Source organism: Chitinophaga sp. CF118, from assembly GCF_900112615.1.
Taxonomy (GTDB): Bacteria; Bacteroidota; Bacteroidia; order Chitinophagales; family Chitinophagaceae; genus Chitinophaga.
The window spans coordinates 151,528-168,229 of record NZ_FOMK01000013.1 but is presented as its reverse complement, the minus strand read 5'-3'; the positions used below and the strand labels follow the sequence as shown (position 1 = coordinate 168,229).

Sequence of the window (16,702 nt, the reverse complement as noted above, 5' to 3'; positions counted from 1 at the left end):
CCTATAGTCATTACAACCCAATCTGCAATCCGATAGTTAAAACCTTCAATGGAGGAAGAGAATTAAAGCTGTGGCTCTCAGGATCTAATCCCGGATAGTTTGTTACTGTTAATAAATTTTGCCCTTGCATAAACAATCTCACACTTTGCAAGTGTACTCTTTGTCTCCACATCTCAGGTAATTGCCAGGATACTGATAAGTTTTTAAGTCGGAGATAAGAAGCATCCGAATAGGCTTTGTCACTAGAAACCGCATTAACATAAGACTGTACTAAACTAAAATCAGAACTATATCGCTGTAGGGGTGCAACATCTTCTGGTTTTTGCCAACGGTTAAGAACTGAAGTCGGTTGATTAATAAATTTGAACCCTGGCAAAACACCGAAAAATTGATTCGGTGCTTTTTGCTTCACAAATTGAACTAAAAAATCTATTTCAAATCCTTTATACTTAAAACTATTTTGAATTCCACCATAATATCGAGGATAAGGAGCTATTAGAACTGTTTTATCAGTTAAGTTGTCAGGAGAAGAAGTCGAATTTCCATGACTGTCTATAAACCTGTATATGCCTGTTGCGGGATCTATATCCAAAAACTTAAAGGTTTTTACCGTGTTTAATGGTTGGCCGATAGTTAATAAATCAGCATATGACAATGTTTTCAATCCAGGAAATGCCACCAACTTATTTAAGGGAAGGGTTATGTTAATGTTGGAGGACCAACTAAAGTCACCAATTTTAATATTTGTCGTATTCAAAGATAACTCCCAGCCTGCATTTTGAACTGTAGCTGGAAAATTTTTAGTAATAGAATAAAACCCTGTGCTTAAAGGAAGCGTATAGGACAATAATTGATTTGAAGAGCGATTGCGAAAATAGTTCACATTAATAAATAACCAATCTTTTAACAAACCAAGCTCTAATCCAAATTGTAATTTCTTAGTTTCCTCCCATTGTAAATAAGGATTTGTAAGCCCATTAGGCATCAGCCCAGTTATACCTTGATAACCAACGCCTGCACTTATGGGATTATACAAATTCAGAAAACGGTAATTATCAATCTGATCATTACCTGTAGTACCATAACTAGCTCTAAGTTTGCCAAAACTTAAGAAAGAAAGTTTTTTCTTGATAACATTTTCCTCTGAAAAAATCCACGCAATTCCAACAGCACCAAAATTATGGAATCTGTTAGCAGATCCAAAACGACTACTGCCATCCCTCCTGGTAGTTAAATCAATAATATATTTATCCTGCAAACTGTAATTTAATCGTCCAAAAGCTGCATTATATTTATATACGGAAGCTATGGTGCTTCCAACCGAAACATTACTGGCAGCTAATATATCTTGAAGGACAAGATCGCTATTATAGCCTGAACCAGTTAATTGAACTCCTTTGCTATTATTCTGTTGGATAGTGGTCCCAAGCAATATTTCCAATCTACCTTTTCCCAAAATATGTTTATAAGTAACTTGGGGTTCTATAATCCAGGAATTGATGATATTATGTCCATAATTAGCATATCTTAAATAATATGGGCGGTTTTCAGGAGCATTCAAAAGCAAAGGTGTAGTATTAATCTCATTTGACTCCAGATTCGTATAACCAAAACTATTTTTCATGTCCAAGCCAGGCAAAATCTGATAGCTTAAGATTACATTACTGACCAGATTGGTAGTCTTATTCTGGTATTTACCATATAAATATGCAAGTGGATTATACCATGTAGAACTACCAGATGTATTTGGTGCCCAGTTTAAGGTTCCATCTTTATTGTAAGGAGGCGGAGCATCTGGAGCTAAATAGATAGCGACACCGGTGAGGTCTTTATTAGGTAACCGATTATCGTCAATCATATAGTTGCCCAATAGTTGAATCTGGAATTTCTGATTGGAAGACATACTATTCACACTAAAATGCATTGAGCCTCTCTGATCAGCAAAATTCCCAGGAAATACAGTAGTTTCATGATGATATGTGCCCCCTATTAAATATTGTGTAGAATTACTTCCACCGGAAACACTTGCATTTACATTTGTATACTTTGCTATTGCACCAATCAATGTTTTTTGCCAATTTGTATTTCGCGTAGTATCCCAGGTACCATTAATATCATAATCACCTAGTCCGGATGTTAATCCATCATTACGAAAGGCTTCATGCCGCATCTCCAAATATTGCCGAGTATTTAATAAATCAAGTGTCCTAGTTACCTTACCCCATCCATTTTGGATATTAATATCTATTTTTGTTTGACCAGCCTTACCCTTTTTTGTAGTAATCAATATAGCTCCATTTGCAGCACGGGATCCATAAATAGCCGTGGCTGCAGCATCTTTCAAAACAGAAATACTTTCAATATCAGCAGGATTAATAAAGCTTAAAGGATTACCTAATTGAGAGTTATTACCAGATTGACCTAAAACATTCCCAAAATTAGGTAGCAACTGAGAAGGATAAGGTACCCCATCAATTACATAAAATGGATCATTCCCTTTTTCAATACTATTTTGACCCTGTATTGTCACACTAACTGCACTACCTGGCAAACCTGAATTCTGTGTAATAAATAATCCTGGAACTCGCCCTTGTAAAGTGAGTAAAGGATTACTTACTGGTTGTTTAGCTATATCCTCTCCACTAACAGTAGTAACATTCCCAGCATTCAGGCGTTTAGTTGTTGTACTGTACGCAATTACTACTGTTTCATCCAACTTCCCCACATATTCCTTCAAATTAATACTACCTACAGAAGCCCTCCCCTGCACAGGCACCTCCTTTGTCAAATACCCAATACTACTCATCGTCAATAATGCCTTTCCTCTCACCTCTCGCAACACAAACGCTCCATCCGCATTCGTCGTTGTTCCAATTCTAGTTCCTGCGACAACAACAGTAGCTCCAATAATAGGATTCCCTTTTTCATCAGTTACCTTTCCGGTAACTGTAATAGTACTTGGAAGGGAATCAGCTTTAATAGAAGAGGGAAAAGAAGACGGGGATACAACATTAACTGAAACTGGTTCCTTTTTTTTTCTCAGAATAATTTTCTCTCCATCAAGGCTCCACGTAAACTCCGAAGAAGATCCAAACAGGAATTTCATCACTTCATCCAACGAAGCATTTTCAAATTTGACTGTAACCTTTTTATCAGCGTTGACATCTTCATTCATGAACCACACAACTTTTCCCGTCTGATTTTTTATGGCTTTGAATACATCTGTAATAGTGACATTCTTTGCCGTTAATGTAATCTTTGGTGCTACGCGACCAGTGCTTTGTCCACTGATGCCCAGGCACAGATGAAATACTGTACAAAGCAGAAAAAGCTTTGCGAAGTATTTTTTGGTATGGGGTGAAGAATGATGCATAAGATTTTGGGAGTTGAGCTGTCTGTATTAAATTATCGTTATGATCTTTAGAGTTTGTTTTTAATAATTTGTCCCAATGATTTCTGTTTTTTCTAAAGAATATAATTACAGCATTTAACATTACATTAACTTAATTGGTAAAAACATACCCTACATTGTACAGGCTTACGAGCAAACGTTGTCATGTAATAAAAAACCATTCCTGTCTAAGCACACAATTACTTTCCCTCTTTTACAGCATCAACTATTATCTACAGTATTATGCCCCATCAGGATGATAACATATTACTACAGAGGTTGAAAGAGGGAGATGAAACAGCTTTCTCTGATATCTATGAAAAGTATATCCGCTACATGGTAGTAGAAGCATCGTATCATTTATGTGATCCGGTAGCTGCTAAAGATATGGTTCACGACCTGTTTACTCAGTGGTGGTATAACAGATCCCTGCATAGAATAAACTTCAGAGAAAAAGTACAGTTCAAAACTTATCTCCAACATTGCATCCGCAATTGTTGTATAAAACAAAACATGCAGAACAACAGGCTCCAGCTATCTGTCAACGTGATTTCTCAAACATTGGAAGAAGCTGAGCATACAGAGCCGATGAAGGTTGTAGGATTGGATAACCGGATCAAAAGGTATATGGAAGAACTACCGGAGAAACCGAAACAGGTGCTGAGAATGGTATACCTTGAAGAAATGGAAAGACCTCATATCCTGAAGGAATTAGGCATCACATCCAAAACATTACGCAATCATCTGTGTACAGGACTATCACTATTAAGAAAAAAATTAAGCAGCTCATTATAAAGGAATGTTAGGTTTTGAAGATTATATCAGGTCGCTGACCAATGAATCGCTGACAGGAATTATCACTCCTGGAAATAAGGCCATCCTGGAAAAAGCCATTCTTGAAAATCCGCAGGCATATGCCGTGTGGCAGGATACTGTTGCACATTTTGAATCAGCTCCTATACAACAAATTTTGAAGGAAGACATGAAACTCCCAAGTGAAATTATATTAGAGATCTACGAAGCAGAAGAAAGAAAACGGCATAACCGCCGCAAGCTTATTATCACTTTCGCAGCAGCCGCCGTGGCAATAGGTATCATCGTGTTATCTATACATCCGGAGAAGAAACAGAAAACAGGTATCACCCTGCAAATAGCAAACGAAGATCCCATCAATCTAACCGATGGTAAACTACAGGCAGGCGGCGTAACATTGAACAACAACGCTGGCTCCCTCTCCTATCAGGCTAAAGCTCCTTCTACAAAGTTGAATAAACTATCAGTACCCACCGGTATGACTTACCAACTGGTATTAGCAGATGGTAGTAAGATATGGCTCAACGCCGCTACTACCCTGGAGTTCCCTTTTACGTTTAATAATAACACAAGAGAAATCACTATCAACGGAGAGGCCTATCTTGAAATAGCACAGGATGAAACAAAACCTTTCATTGTACATATACCAGGCAATAATACCATCCAGGTACTAGGCACCACCTTTAACGTAAATACCTATAACCAACCTCGTATAGCCTTAGTAACAGGCGCCGTGAAAGTAAAAACAGCGGCAGGGAAAAGCCTGCAACTTCAACCAGGATATGAAGCTGTTGCTGCAGATAATGAATTACAATCCCGTCAATTTGATGCGGATAACTTACTAGCCTGGCGACAGGGTCAGTACTATTTTTCTAAAGCGACTCTGCAGGAAGTAAGCGAAGTGATCTCCCGCTGGTACGGCACTCAGGTGATCATCGACAAATCCCCCATCTCAAATAAAACCTTTACCGGTAACCTGAACCGGAATCGCCCCCTGGAAGAATTTCTCATAGGCATCCATCAACTAATGGACGTTGAATATTACTACCAGGACGACATCCTCCACCTCAAATAAATATTACCATCCGTTCTCAACAGATCAGGTATCTGCAGAAGTTGGTCGGCTATACAAAGGAATATCCTTCTTCCTCCAACTATACAAATAGCATATCAGCAATAAAATACAACACTTACCGGAGGCTGGAAATAACGCCATTAAATAGTATACAACCGGCAAGGGTACATCTTCCTGGCCTTTCGTTAACCTATTGCTAAAATTTTTAACATTTCCGATTCTCGATTAATATATATATTGCAAGGGGTCCCCCCAATTACCAAAACACATATTTAAACTGCCTGGCTGTAGCCGGGGACAATGAGCAAAAACATATGAATATCTGCAAGAAGACAGTAATTATCATCACATTTTTATTCTCGGGCTTTATTGCGAATGCGCAGGTACCTAACTGGCAGAACATGGATCTTCAGAAAGATTCTATTTTCGGTATCAGTGTAGAGAAAGCTTATTCGGAATTATTGAAAGATAAAAAAGCCAAGCCAGTAGTTGTTGCCATCATAGACAGCGGTATCGATACAGCGCATGAAGACCTCAAAAATACTCTTTGGGTGAATGCCAAAGAAAAAAGAGGTAATGGTAAGGACGATGATAAGAATCATTATATTGATGATATCAATGGATGGAGTTTCATTGGTTCCAGCAAAGGCAATGTGAACTACGATAACCTGGAACTAACACGCCTCATCCGTCAGCAGCAGGCCAAATTTGGTAGTCTCACCAGTGTTTCGAAAGATACAGCAGGACTTTACCAGTACAAACAGATGCGTATAAAATACGATCAGCAATTACTGGAAGCTCAGCAAACGCTGAAAGGCATAGCCCGTTTTGTAGAGATCATGGATACCATGCTGGTGCATATGGGCAACTCCAATCCTACTGCTGCAGACCTCGAAGCATATGCTACAACAGATCCCGCAGAACTTCAGGTTAAACAGGTAGTTGGACAACAGCTTTCCCGTTACCCCGACTTTAAAACTTTTAAAGATAAGGAACTGAATGAAGCCGTAGACCATTTCAAAGAGCAGGTAGATTACCAGCTGAACCTGGAATTCGACCCAAGGTCTATAGTAGGTGATAACTACAGCAATCCCGAAGAACATTATTATGGTAGCAGTGATGTAACTGGTCCGGGAGCAGATCATGGTACCCATGTGGCTGGTATCATTGGCGCTGCAAGGAATAATAATATCGGTATCAATGGTATTGCTGATGATGTACTTTTAATGTCTGTAAGAGCCGTTCCTAATGGCGATGAAAGAGATAAGGATATCGCCAATGCCATCCGCTATGCTGCCGATAATGGTGCTAAAGTGATCAATATGAGCTTCGGAAAACCTTATTCTCCCAATAAGAAAGTAGTGGATGAAGCTGTTCAGTATGCAATGTCTAAAGACGTGCTGCTGATCCATGCGGCGGGCAATGACGGCCAAAACCTGGATAGTGCAATCTTCTACCCTAACCGGGAATATTTAGACGGAAAAGGCATTGCAAATGCCTGGATAGAAGTAGGTGCTTCTGGTCCTGATGACGATGAAACTCTCGTAGCTCCCTTCTCCAACTACAGCAAAACCGGTGTAGATGTATTTGCACCAGGTGTAGCGATTTATTCCAGCACTCCGGGTTCCCAATACGATTACCACGACGGTACCAGTATGGCAGCCCCTGTAGTAACAGGTTTGGCAGCGCTGATCCGCTCTTATTACCCTAAGCTGAATGCAGTACAGGTAAAGGATATTATCCTGAAATCTGTCACCAAAGTGACACATCCTGTAACTATTTACCTGCAGGGTGAGCCAAAACAGGTACAAATGACCGATGTTTGTAATACAGGCGGTGTGGTAAATGCTTACAATGCAATCAAGTTAGCTGCCAGCTACTAAAACGATAGTTTACTTCTCTCTTAAAAGGTAGCTCATGTAATGTGAGCTACCTTATTATTTTAGAGGCGTTCCTCTTATCAACTATTTGAAGTACGACGGTTTTTGGTACTGTTTGTCCAGATGGCTTAAAACGGGCATGGCAAAGGGTAAAGCAATTTTTTAAAGTAATTTTTTGCTTTTTCAGTTTAATATTATAATTTTGCCGTCCCGAACAAAACTATTGCCTGATAGTATAACGGTAGTACGACAGACTCTGACTCTGTTTGTCTTGGTTCGAATCCAGGTCAGGCAACAACCTAAACGCCGCAAATATTTGATAGTCAAATAATTGCGGCGTTTATCTTTTTGGGTGGTTGTCGTTTTTGTGGTTGTTTTAATTCCAATGTCCTAAAACACTTTTCCTTGTTTGTATTAATAACTTAGTTAACATGATCACAAGATCATACAATTTTACTATCTTAATTGCTATCTTTCCATACGCATGAAAACGGAAAAAGCCTCACTCCTTCGCGAAATAATAGAAACCCCTAAAGCGCCGTACGCGAATCATGGCGGGTTAATGTTTACAGACATACGTTTTACTGGAAATGCCTATTTAAGTTCTCAAAACCTTTCCCCTCGTGACCTTTTTGCGGCAAATTGTGAATTTGAAAGCCTATTAATTATAGAAGAAATTGTACATAAGAATTATACTTTTAAAGATTGCGTGTTTGAAGGTGATGTAAAGGTTCTCTGTAAAGAAAGTATGAATTTTATACGCTTTCTCAATTGTATATTCAAAAAGGACTTAATAATTAATGGAAAGAAGTTTAATTCGGTTATAATTGAAAGTGATATTGAAGGAACTCTCTCCATTGAATCCGGGAAATTTGAGAAACTAGTGATAGGTACCGACTATAAAGGGAAAAAACATTCCATAAAATTTCTTCACATCGATTTTTCTGGTTCAAAAGGGATAATGCTTTTTCGACATTTGCAAATTAACAACCTAACCTTATCCGGCACAAATAGTAAAGAGTCTGAGGCTTCTTTTTTTTCAGTTGGTGTATTTGTGTTTAATATACTTCATCTATCCAATGAAGGGAAAATACGATTTTCCGACTTAATATGGAACGATGCGTTAAATAATGAAGCCTACCGCTCATTTTACAGCTTTCAATCCAACTTAGGAAAGACAGAGTTTTTTAACTTCAATTTTAACTGTTTCCAAGAAATAGAATTTATCCAAAGTGTGCTTATTGAGTGTGTTTTCATTAATACAGTATGGCCACGACATTATTTTAAACCAGATCTAAAGCTAAATGAAGATAGACTAGTTGAACTTCGAGAAGAGTTTAGACAGTTAAAATTTGTACTCTCTAAACAAGGCGACAGTGTTAGAGAACATGAATTTCATGCGTTTGAAATGCGTACACTTCTACTACTATCGAGTCGCAGATTATTTAACTTTAGAAATAATGATATTAAACGAACCCACACATGGAGACAGAATCTACAAAATTGGGTAGTTCTCATACTAAGTTGGTTAAGTAGTAACTTTGGATTAAGTTGGTTGCGCCCTATATTTTTCATATTATTTGTGAACTTTTTCCTAGTTTATTTGGGATTATATGAATTTAACTGGAAATCTCTCTTTTCTATATTCAATTTTCATTCTTCAATAGATTATGATGCTATAGGTAAATTCCTATATTATTGTTCCCCATTCCGAAGATTTGATAATAGCATAACTGGCAAAGCGTCTATTTTCGATATATTAATTAGGGTAGTATCGTCATATGGAATCTACAATTTTATACGGGCCACAAGAAGGCATGTAAAATAAGCAACATACTTTTTATTAAATTTATTTTAAGGGTCGAAATGAGTCGTTTTTTTTGTCATACAAGATTCCACCGATAAACAAGTATTTGCACTTAAGAATAAAATTGAAATAAACCGGTAATAAATAGCTATAACTTAGCCTCTCCAGTCTTTTTCATTAGCATAAGTTGCTTCTTTTGGAATTCCATCAGATGAATTATAGTCTCATCATAATCATTTTTCGGTTCATTAAACTTACTGGCAGTAATAAATAACTCTAATCCTAGTAATAAAATGATCCATACAACATGAAACGAATCCTTCTTACATTTTCAAGAAAAAGTATTTATTTTACATTATAAATCAGATCCCTATTATGACTATGATAATCCGTTATGCTCTCTTTTTATTCCTGTTTGTCCTATGTCTGCAACCAGCTAAAGCTCAATTTCAAGACCTAAGAGATCAGGTGATAACTGAAGAAGCCATGCAACGCCTTAAAGAAAGAACGGTCGTATTTGTTCTTCCTAAATCCGAGTCCCCATACATGGATGACTATGCAAACATGTTATCTAAGGTATGGACAATAACACCTATAAAGATTGTTAACTATAAAGATGTAGCACCTTACCTCGAAAATGTAGAAAAATATGCGTTTCTTGCTATAGGGGGTATACAAACCCGGTCCAGTTCAGGAACCACTAATACGCATTACTACCTGACACTATCTGTGCCGTATACTGTAACTGGTAAAAAAACCAAGGTGAAACATGATGATCTGTGCAGAATAGAGTTGTATCCTGAGATGAGTGTAATCTATCATTTCTCAGACAAAGAAGTGAATACTGAAATGTATTCAAACTCCACATTCCGGAATTTCACTTTCCCCTATATGACAGTCTACTTAAAATTTCTTCATCAGAATTTAAAGGACGGGAAACGCGCTTCAGTATTCAATAACTATGAAGATAAGGCACTCTTGAGCAAAGTTAAGAATGATACCTTGTATATTCCGGAAGAACTCATTTACAGTCGCAATAAGTTTACTGGTAAGGAACGAGAGAAAGATGATGAAGATCTTTTCAGTGAGTATCCGGGAAAATATAAAATTGTTTCTAACAGCGAACTGATAAACATTATCAGAACCCGCGATGAATCAAAACCTATTTATCTGTTTGAATATGTACTAAGCAGTACTGATAAATATGTGGGTGTGCTGGATGTAAGATCTGGTAAGGTTATATACAGAAAATATACGGCTATGAGTTATAATTTAAAGCCGAAGGATATAAGGAAGATTATAGATTAACTGAATCAGAAGAAGCCGCCTCAAAAATAATTGAGGCGGCTTCTTTATTTTAATGTGAATGCTCTTGCTTACACTTTTTTGTATCTGAAGATTATTATTTAATACTATCCGGCCGCTGGTGTAAATGGTTCAACACTAATAACAGCATCTCCCTCTATTATAGTCAGATATTGTTCATCCTGATTTAGATCATACTTTTCTATATGTTCGGATTCAACGAAATAATATAAATTGTTTTCAATCCGGGGAGTATCATTGACTAGCTTGTTAATAAACTTCCCTGTTATAGTGCGGCGGGGACGGAAAAATGTTATTCTTGCCAATCTATCAGAAGGAAACTGATCATGCTTATTAATATCTAAAGCATTTGCTATCATAATCTCAGTCATTCCCATGATACTAAGTTTACCATGATAGTATTTCAAATAATTGGCTTTCGACTTCTCATTTAGCATTGAAGAGTTGATCATACTCTCCACTTTATCTCTGGCGGTAAGCAGATTATTAATAATTCTATGGACTCGTGTAGATTGTATGCCTAAACGTTTAGCAAGCTCCCTAAAACTAACTTGCCCATAGCGTCTTTCCCGGGCATAGAATTCATTATCATCATCACCTTCATAGAGATCAATGGCCGTTTCCCTTTCATCGGGAGTATGGAGTTCTGTACACATCAGGTCATAAGCCCGTGATAGTGTATAATCTCCCATTGGAGACTGTATCAGTGAAAAGTTTTTTAAATGAGCATCTCCGTTGGAAAAAACATAATTAAATACCAACAGCTTAAAAAAAGCTTCCAACGAAGGCATACTTGCAGGTACGAATTTGCTTATGAGCTTTCCAATTTCTTCGTAATCGCCTTCATATTTAAAATTCTCTCCGTGGCTTTGCTTTGTTTTACCATTGATCTGAGCCATATCTTCCTGCAGAAATTTTCCTCCTTCAGGATTAATATCAAATCTGCGTGTTATATAAGCTGGCGTACCATCTTTAAAATAAATCAAGGCATTGTCTGCAGTATCAATATCAAATATCTGAGAAGCAATCTGCATGGTCAAATGTTCATTCTCAGGAGCCTGGCTGGTATTAATAATTTGAACAGAAGGAGGAATTGGTTTTAATATATATTCTCCACCAGTTTCTGCTAACTGAAGTTCTTTACCATCCAGCTTTAAAGAATATTTAAGTTGAACACCCGAAATGGAGAGCTTACGCGTTTTATCCTGATAGTCTTTATAGTTTTCATCCTTAGGTGCATCAAATGGCAGGATATGAGATACCTTCTTACCATCAAATAGCTTTTTGAGGCAAGTTGTACAATAACCATCAACGTTTTCTTTATAACATCCCGGACACATATTCTACTCCTTTGTTTCTTTATTATCTGTTATCTCCTTGACTGTGATTGCTCCTATTGTATCTTCTCCCGCTGTTTTCAACAAGCGGGTGAAATCATCTTCCTCATCAATTCTCATCAGCCTGCATTGAATGCTTTTATTGATCCCTTCTGAAAGCAGACCTGCAAAAAAAGAAAACAGCTGCCTACTTCTATGCACCTTTTCTAATTTAGGAAGTGTTACACTAATAGATGGCATAGTGCTATTTCCCTTATAATTATCATCATATATGAAGCGGTAGTCTTCTGGTCCATGCTTTTCAAGGATTCCCGCCAACATTTCATTATAATAAACCGCCCCCCTTTGCATTATTAAGTAGTTTTCATTTGTATAGTTACATCCATTCCTACTACACCAAATAGCTTTTGCAAGGTATCAAGGGATGGATTACCCTCCCCATTTTCAATTTTTATGATTGTTCTTAGGCCAATACCACTTAATTCCGAGAGATCTTCCTGTTTCAGTTTCAAGATTTCCCGCCTTAACTTAAGTAATTTCCCAATTTCTATTATTGTCATCTGCATTATAGTGCTGATTCAGTATCAAATTTACTCATTTTCACCCAATTTAGTACCAATAAATGCACTTTAGTGCATATTCAAGGGTTCAAATAGCTAAACTTTAAGATTTTACGAGCAAATATGCACTTTAATGCAGATATCAGGCATTAAATAGATTGGATTGAGGAAGTCGAATATACAATATGCATTAAAGTGCATATTTGCTTAAAGATTAGTTAGACGGTTATGGCCCGCTGGATTCTGTTTGTCTTGGTTCGAATTCAGAAAGGTCATCCCTGTAATCGCCTATTGAACTATTGCGCATAATACCATAAATTAGCTTTGCTTCCTGCCAGTTTAAAAAGACACAATATGAAAAATGTAACCCTTCTTTTTCTGATGATGCTTGTTTCGACGATTTCATTCGGGCAAAAATTGGAGACAGTTTATTTGGATTCAAAGGACAGTACTGCAAATATGTACATTGCAGTTATTCCCGAAAGCAAACCAATAAAGGCCTTTATGTTTTTATTAGATGGATTTGGGGCTTCACCTCAAGACGTTTTATTAGAAACAGAACTTCCTAAGTATGCAGCACAACAAGGGATTTTAACCATTATACCGATATTAAAGACAGGACCTTTATATTTTGGCACTGACAGCGCATCACAACAATCATTGAAAAATCAAATCGAAGGTGTTATTACCAGCTATCACTTACAAGGAAAAGACTTTTACATTGGTGGGTTTTCCATTGGTGGTAGTTGTGTAGTGAAATATGCAGAATTGGCTGTCGAAAAAAATTACGTTGTAAAACCTAAAGCTGTATTCGCTGTTGATGCTCCACTTGATTGGGAGCGTATTTACAATTCAGCCAAACGGGTTGTCCGGCTTTCCGTGCCTGCACAAGTGAATGGTGAAGTTACTTATATGATTGCCAGGATTGAAAAAGAAATGAAAGGAACTCCACAAACTGCATTAAAAAATTTCCATAACAGTTCTCCTTATTCGTTTTCAGATACAACACAAAGGGCAGTAAAAACCTTAGTTAATACTCCCATCATGCTACTAACAGAACCAGACATACAATGGTGGTTAAGTCAGAGAGGTTATGACTATTCATATATAAATGCTACAGACCAGGCAGCAATGATTAACGAATTGCAACGATTGGGAAATAGCAATGCCATTTTAATGACGACGACCGACAAGGGTTATAGAAAACCAGGTAATAAAAGACATCCACATTCGTGGAGCATTGCAGATCCCGAACAATTGATAAAATGGTTATTATCTCATTGAGATAAGAACACAGCCGTTTATAGATTTAAAAAGTCTTAAAAATTTAAACAGCTGTCTTGTTCAATAATCCGATTGGTACAAAAGCAAATGATCACATTGTTATCCGGGATTGTTTGCCTTACTTCACCGAAAACTCGCAATAAGTTTTTCCCTTTAATTACACTCCACTTACTGCCTTAAATGGGAAATCCCTGGCTCGATCCCCCCTGTAATTTGTCGTATTTGCCCCCCGCCCAATAGATCTTATTATTTCATTTTTGTAATGCGAAACAGTCATAGCAGCACTTTAATAAAGAACATGAGTACAAACCAATATATTCAACTTGATATCTATGTAAATTATCCAGGGAACTGTGAACAGGCTTTCCGGTTTTATGAACAGCACCTCGGCGGAAAGATCACAATGATGATGACGCACGAACAGGTACCGGATACAGATAGTAGGTTGCCGGCCGATTGGAAAAACGCTATTTTACATGCGCGTATAGAAATAGGTAATACAACTCTTATGGGTGCCGATATTCCTAATGCTGAACCGATGCGCAGTGCTTATCTTACTTTGCGGTTTGACAGCTCAAAAGAAGCTGAGCGGATATATACCCTACTTTCAGACGGTGGACAGATTTTTATGAAGATGGAAGAAACCTTTTTTGCATCCCGGTTTGCTATGTTGCGTGATAAGTTCGGCACATCCTGGATGCTGCTGCATGAAAAATAATAAAACAGCAAAACACTGGAATTAATGAGTATGAATGGCGGAATCCAACGCAGGATGTACTGAATGTTTTCAATTAGTGCCAGCTATCTTGTTCGATTATGAGTAAATATCCTGAGAGGCAGCTAATAGATTTCAAAAGTGATTCCGATACCATGGAAAAATATTATGCCCTTATCAAATTAAGAGAGCAGGGCAACAATATAATCAAAGAAATAAATTATGAAGCTTCTTCTCACTTCCGCCGGCATCAGCAACACTAGTATCCACAATGCGCTGGTTGACCTCCTGGGCAAACCGGTTGCCGAGGCGAGCGCTCTTTTCGTTCCTACCGCGATATACGCCATACCTGGCAGTGCCAACATAGTACGAGGGGTAATTTGCGGATCGCTGGGCGACCCTTTCTGCGAATTGGGTTGGAAGTCATTGGGAATGCTGGAGCTCACCGCGCTGCTCAGTATGAAACAAGAGCTTTGGGTTCCCATGCTTCAGGAGACAGACGCCTTACTGGTTGGAGGCGGTGACTGCCAGTATCTATGCTACTGGATGCAGCAGTCCGGGCTGGCAGATCTTTTGCCGTCGCTGCTGCGCAAAATGGTCTACGTTGGCTTGAGCGCAGGCAGCATGGTGATGACCCGATATGGAACGACCTACGGTCGCCATACTCTGCCAGCTGATAGCGATAAATCGTTGGGACTGCTTGATTTTGCACTGCATCCGCATCTGGATCATGAATGGTTTCCAGAGAATTCCCTGACCAATCTGGAAAAGTTGGCCGCCACGATACCCGTGCCATCATATGCGATTGACGACCAAACCGCCATCAAAGTGACCGACGATACCATCGAAGTCATCTCCGAAGGACACTGGAAGCTGTTTCACCTCTAATATCACTCATATCGATAGTACCAGATGGATCTATTTAATTGTAGAGGTATTGTTAAATATGCCGCCGAGATGCTTGCGGAGTACGAACAGTTCTTTATTCTTTAAAGAAATATCTTCGCCGCTTACAGTTATTTCGTCTATAGCGCACCGGATCTTTATTTGAAAAGTTTTCAGCAGAAATTCAAAAGAAGCTGTTAGTTGTAATAGTTTGTACTGGCTCCAAATCAATTGCGAATACAGTGCGTTCGCAATTGGAAATGTCCGGTAAAACTGTTGGATTAACTCTACCTGCCTTTTAGAAAAACCGCTTCCGTATTCAGGTTCTAACTGTTCAGCTATGAATTTAGTAAGGTAATTGCCATAGTCTGCCGGTCTTTTCCTTCCTGCTCCTCCTCAAAAATACACTGGCCAATATTCCAGTACATTATAGTACGCTCATGATCCACAGTATAAAAAATACTGTCTGATATTATTACATTTGAACAAAGAAGCCCGCTAATTGAAGCAGGGTAATAATGATGACCATGACATCCGGAAACAACTTACTCTTTTTCTTTAGCGCGCTGGGGGCATTTAATGGCCTCATCGTTGGCACATACTTCTTATGCTTCACCGCGAAGAAAAACCTGTCTAATTATTTCCTGGGTGCCCTGTTGATTGCATTGAGCATTCGTATAGGAAAGTCTGTTGCCTATTTTTTTGACTATAATTTACCAAGAACAATCCTGCAACTTGGATTGACGGCTTGCCTGTTCATCGGTCCTTTTTTATACTTCTTCGTGAAAACAGAAATGAAGCAGATCCGGAAACTGCCGGTATCGTGGAGCATACAACTGTTAGCATGGTCGGCCGTGATTCTTATAACCGATTTGGTTTTTCCCTATGAGCACTTCCCGCATCTCTGGACGAATTACATTATCCCGGCAATCTATCTGCAATGGAGTATTTACATTGGCCTCACAATAGCCTCGGTCAAATCACTTTTTAAAAAGATAAGGAGCGGGGAAAAACTGAAACCTTTCGAAAAGTGGATCCTGACCATCTGCACCACGATATTTTTGATATTTGTTGCCTACGTATGGGCTTTTACAGGCATCACCAAAGGCAGCTATATTTCAGGGCCTTTGTACTTTTCCCTGATAACCTATCTCATTATATTCATACTGTTGTACCGGAAAAAAGCAAATGATCTATCTTCTTTTGCCACTCTGAAATACGGCGACAAGAAAGTGAATGAGGATGAAGCCAAAACGATCGTTGCGAAATTGCAAAAGGTCATGAATGAGAAAGAACTCTTCCGGAACCCAAACTTAAAGTTGGGCGACCTGGCCCGCGAGATCAACGTTCCCAGCCACCAGTTGTCCAGGATTCTGAATGACAGTCTGCAGAAAAACTTCACCCTTTTTGTGAATGAATACCGGATTAATGCGGCCTGTAAGATGCTGTCGTACCAGACAAACTTCACGATTGAAGCCGTCGGAGACGAGGTGGGATTTAACTCAAAGTCCACTTTCTTCGCCGCCTTCAAAAAAATTAAAGGCTTGACTCCCAATACATATATACGGAAAACTACTCCGGATTTGTAAATCCGTACTAATGTATTAAGGCTTTCACACACCAGAAATA

The 16,702-nt window shown here is 38.4% G+C and carries 14 protein-coding genes and 1 tRNA gene; 10 read left to right on the top strand and 5 right to left on the bottom strand.

Annotation, left to right across the window (positions count from 1 at the left end):
• Positions 1-10: 10 nt before the first annotated feature.
• The gene (locus tag BM176_RS29805; RefSeq protein ID WP_090108058.1) at positions 11-3,373 is read right to left on the bottom strand and encodes a SusC/RagA family TonB-linked outer membrane protein; all 3,363 of its coding nucleotides are present in this window, start codon (positions 3,371-3,373) and stop codon (positions 11-13) included.
• Positions 3,374-3,634: 261 nt separating this feature from the next.
• On the opposite strand from BM176_RS29805, the gene BM176_RS29800 reads away from it, so the two are divergent.
• The 6 genes from BM176_RS29800 (at position 3,635) to BM176_RS29775 (ending at position 10,274) form a co-directional block, all read left to right on the top strand.
• Positions 3,635-4,186 carry an RNA polymerase sigma factor gene (locus BM176_RS29800; RefSeq protein WP_090108057.1) on the top strand — a complete coding sequence of 184 codons (552 nt, stop codon included), beginning with the start codon at positions 3,635-3,637 and terminating at the stop codon, positions 4,184-4,186.
• Between the two features lie 4 nt (positions 4,187-4,190).
• Positions 4,191-5,279 (top strand): FecR family protein, encoded by a 1,089-nt coding sequence (locus BM176_RS29795; protein ID WP_090108056.1) that lies wholly within the window; start codon positions 4,191-4,193, stop codon positions 5,277-5,279.
• Positions 5,280-5,593: 314 nt separating this feature from the next.
• Positions 5,594-7,162, top strand: coding sequence for a S8 family peptidase (locus BM176_RS29790; RefSeq protein WP_090108055.1), 1,569 nt, complete (start codon positions 5,594-5,596; stop codon positions 7,160-7,162).
• Positions 7,163-7,383: 221 nt separating this feature from the next.
• Positions 7,384-7,454: transfer RNA gene (locus BM176_RS29785), tRNA-Gln, on the top strand.
• 189 nt (positions 7,455-7,643) lie between these two features.
• A complete protein-coding gene (locus BM176_RS29780; RefSeq protein WP_090108054.1) occupies positions 7,644-8,987 on the top strand; it encodes a hypothetical protein in 1,344 nt (447 codons plus the stop codon).
• 354 nt (positions 8,988-9,341) lie between these two features.
• Positions 9,342-10,274, top strand: coding sequence for a hypothetical protein (locus BM176_RS29775; RefSeq protein ID WP_090108053.1), 933 nt, complete (start codon positions 9,342-9,344; stop codon positions 10,272-10,274).
• A 104-nt stretch (positions 10,275-10,378) separates the two neighbouring features.
• Here BM176_RS29775 and BM176_RS29770 read toward each other — a convergent pair whose 3' ends face one another.
• From BM176_RS29770 to BM176_RS29760, 3 genes are read right to left on the bottom strand one after another with little or no spacing between them, the layout of a single operon-like run.
• Positions 10,379-11,632, bottom strand: coding sequence for a type II toxin-antitoxin system HipA family toxin (locus BM176_RS29770; RefSeq protein ID WP_090108052.1), 1,254 nt, complete (start codon positions 11,630-11,632; stop codon positions 10,379-10,381).
• Positions 11,633-11,635: 3 nt separating this feature from the next.
• The gene (locus tag BM176_RS29765; protein WP_218162306.1) at positions 11,636-11,980 is read right to left on the bottom strand and encodes a HipA N-terminal domain-containing protein; all 345 of its coding nucleotides are present in this window, start codon (positions 11,978-11,980) and stop codon (positions 11,636-11,638) included.
• A gap of 2 nt (positions 11,981-11,982) precedes the next feature.
• Positions 11,983-12,195: a helix-turn-helix domain-containing protein gene (locus BM176_RS29760; RefSeq protein WP_218162305.1), complete on the bottom strand. Its 213-nt coding sequence runs from the start codon at positions 12,193-12,195 to the stop codon at positions 11,983-11,985.
• A 348-nt stretch (positions 12,196-12,543) separates the two neighbouring features.
• On the opposite strand from BM176_RS29760, the gene BM176_RS29755 reads away from it, so the two are divergent.
• From BM176_RS29755 to BM176_RS29745, 3 genes are all read left to right on the top strand, one after another.
• Positions 12,544-13,473, top strand: a complete 930-nt coding sequence (locus tag BM176_RS29755; RefSeq protein ID WP_090108050.1) for a hypothetical protein — start codon at positions 12,544-12,546, stop codon at positions 13,471-13,473.
• A gap of 298 nt (positions 13,474-13,771) precedes the next feature.
• On the top strand, positions 13,772-14,191 hold the full coding sequence (locus tag BM176_RS29750; protein ID WP_177230588.1) for a VOC family protein: 420 nt from the start codon (positions 13,772-13,774) through the stop codon (positions 14,189-14,191).
• Positions 14,192-14,410: 219 nt separating this feature from the next.
• On the top strand, positions 14,411-15,076 hold the full coding sequence (locus BM176_RS29745; RefSeq protein ID WP_090108048.1) for a Type 1 glutamine amidotransferase-like domain-containing protein: 666 nt from the start codon (positions 14,411-14,413) through the stop codon (positions 15,074-15,076).
• Between the two features lie 30 nt (positions 15,077-15,106).
• Here BM176_RS29745 and BM176_RS32805 read toward each other — a convergent pair whose 3' ends face one another.
• A complete protein-coding gene (locus BM176_RS32805; protein WP_218162308.1) occupies positions 15,107-15,415 on the bottom strand; it encodes a DUF1016 N-terminal domain-containing protein in 309 nt (102 codons plus the stop codon).
• A gap of 185 nt (positions 15,416-15,600) precedes the next feature.
• Between BM176_RS32805 and BM176_RS29735 the strand changes: the two genes are divergently transcribed.
• Positions 15,601-16,662: an AraC family transcriptional regulator gene (locus BM176_RS29735; RefSeq protein WP_090108046.1), complete on the top strand. Its 1,062-nt coding sequence runs from the start codon at positions 15,601-15,603 to the stop codon at positions 16,660-16,662.
• Positions 16,663-16,702 lie beyond the last annotated feature (40 nt).